At 48.2% G+C, this 2,625-nt stretch carries 1 protein-coding gene; it reads left to right on the top strand.

Features of this window, described 5'->3' with window-relative positions; all coding sequences use genetic code 11:
* A partial coding sequence (locus H3R33_RS09010) for an S-layer family protein (protein WP_198198906.1) occupies positions 1-2,625 on the top strand: 2,625 nt, incomplete at both ends.

Here is a 2,625-nt window from a genome sequence, read left to right as displayed (position 1 = left end):
TTGACAACAGTTCAGGCCAGATTGGCTCTCTGAACAAAGGGGATGTAACGGTTCGTGGCGGGGATATCAATAACCAGTCCGGCCTGATCCGTACGGGTCAGGGGAATGTGTCATTGACAGGCTCCTCACTTGACAATGGCAATGGTTCTATCCTGACAACACAGGGAGATATCGGGGTTCAGGCAACGGGTAAGGTTGTCAACATGAATGGCCGGATAGGAACGCAGGCATCCGGGAATGTCAGGGTTTCCGCCTCTGGAGATATCAGTAATGATCATGGCCAGATAGTCACTCCCTCGGGTATTGTGGATATTGGTGGCAGGCAGCTGAATAACGATAATGGCCAGATTGGCTCGAATGCGGGCAATGTTCATATAGAGTCTGACGGTTTGATGAACCGTTCAGGGATGATTCTGGCTGGTTCGGACAATGGCTTTGGGGATATTGTTTTTCATGGCGGTGACATCGAGAACAGCAATGGCGTTATCCAGGCGAGTTCAGGTGTTGTTGAGCTTGGAATGGGCAATTATACCGATACGGAGAAGGGACTGGTCTATGCCGGGAAGAGCCTTCAGGTCAATGCGGGCGGGAACATGGAGGTTTCGGGGAACATTCAGGCTCGGCAGGGTCTGAGCCTTGTCGCGAACAACCTTTCCCTGAATAACAAAGATGCCTCCATTAGCAGCTTGAACGGGGATGGAACACTTGCCATCGCCAATAGCCTTCTCAATGCGGGAAGTCTTTCTTTTATCAGGGGACGTTTAACACTTTCAGCGGGTTCATTTAAAAACCATGGTAATTTGATCAATGGAGAGGGTGAACTCCATGTTGATATTAATGGTGATCTCGACAATCAAAATGGTTCTTTGGTTACGAATGCTCATGATGCTGTTATTCAAGCCAAGGGCGATATTGACAATACGAATGGTCAGATTGGCGTTAAAACGGATGGCAATGTTCAAATAACGGGCCAGAAGCTGACCAATAAACAGGGTTTGATCCGCACAACCAATGGGGATATTTTACTGGATGTTGCTGGATTGGACAACGGAAGCGCCTCTATACTGACAGACAATGGGACAGTCAATGTCCATTCCAGGGGCGATATTGACAATACTGGTGGCCAGATTGGTATAAAGACTTCTGGCAACCTGACCTTGAATGCCGGAGGAGATATCCGGAACAATCAGGGTCAGCTTGTCACGTCTGCGGGCAATATTGAACTGTCCGGAAACACTCTTGACAATACGAATGGTCAGGTTGGCAGTCTGAAAAACGGGAATTTAACTCTTGTCAGCAAAAATGATTTTATCAACAAGAATGGCAAGTTCATTACCCCTGCCGGTAATATTCAAATCACCAGTGGTAATTTGAATAACCAAAATGGTAATTTGATCACGAGTTCAGGGGATATTGTTTTTCATGGCGGTGACATCGAGAACAGCAATGGCGTTATCCAGGCGAGTTCAGGTGTTGTTGAGCTTGGAATGGGCAATTATACCGATACGGAGAAGGGACTGGTCTATGCCGGGAAGAGCCTTCAGGTCAATGCGGGCGGGAACATGGAGGTTTCGGGGAACATTCAGGCTCGGCAGGGTCTGAGCCTTGTCGCGAACAACCTTTCCCTGAATAACAAAGATGCCTCCATTAGCAGCTTGAACGGGGATGGAACACTTGCCATCGTCAACGGCCTTCTCAATGCGGGAAACATATTTGTCTCGCAGGGCGTGTTGACAATCAAAGCTGGTTCCATGGATAACAGAAATCAGATAAATACGAATTCAGACAAATTAATGCTTGATATTCAAGGAGATATATTAAATCATTCAGGTAGTATCTTAACCAAGAATAATGATATTTCCCTAACGGCAAAAGGTAAAATTGACAACAGTTCAGGCCAGATTGGCTCTCTGAACAAAGGGGATGTAACGGTTCGTGGCGGGGATATCAATAACCAGTCCGGCCTGATCCGTACGGGTCAGGGGAATGTGTCATTGACAGGCTCCTCACTTGACAATGGCAATGGTTCTATCCTGACAACACAGGGAGATATCGGGGTTCAGGCAACGGGTAAGGTTGTCAACATGAATGGCCGGATAGGAACGCAGGCATCCGGGAATGTCAGGGTTTCCGCCTCTGGAGATGTCAGTAATGATCATGGCCAGATAGTCACTCCCTCGGGTATTGTGGATATTGGTGGCAGACAGCTGAATAACGATAATGGCCAGATTGGCTCGAATGCGGGCAATGTTCATATAGAGTCTGACGGTTTGATGAACCGTTCAGGGATGATTCTGGCTGGTTCGGACAATGGCTTTGGGGATATTGTTTTTCATGGCGGTGACATCGAGAACAGCAATGGCGTTATCCAGGCGAGCTCAGGTGTTGTTGAGCTTGGAATGGGCAATTATACCGATACGGAGAAGGGACTGGTCTATGCCGGGAAGAGCCTTCAGGTCAATGCGGGCGGGAACATGGAGGTTTCGGGGAACATTCAGGCTCGGCAGGGTCTGAGCCTTGTCGCGAACAACCTTTCCCTGAATAACAAAGATGCCTCCATTAGCAGCTTGAACGGGGATGGAACACTTGCCATCGCCAATAGCCTTCTCAATGCGGGAAGTCTTT

It is taken from the genome of Commensalibacter sp. B14384M2, assembly GCF_016101865.1.
GTDB classification, from domain to species: domain Bacteria; phylum Pseudomonadota; class Alphaproteobacteria; order Acetobacterales; family Acetobacteraceae; genus Commensalibacter; species Commensalibacter melissae.
The sequence above is the reverse complement of the archived record's forward strand: the minus strand, read 5'-3'. Positions and strand labels throughout refer to the sequence as shown.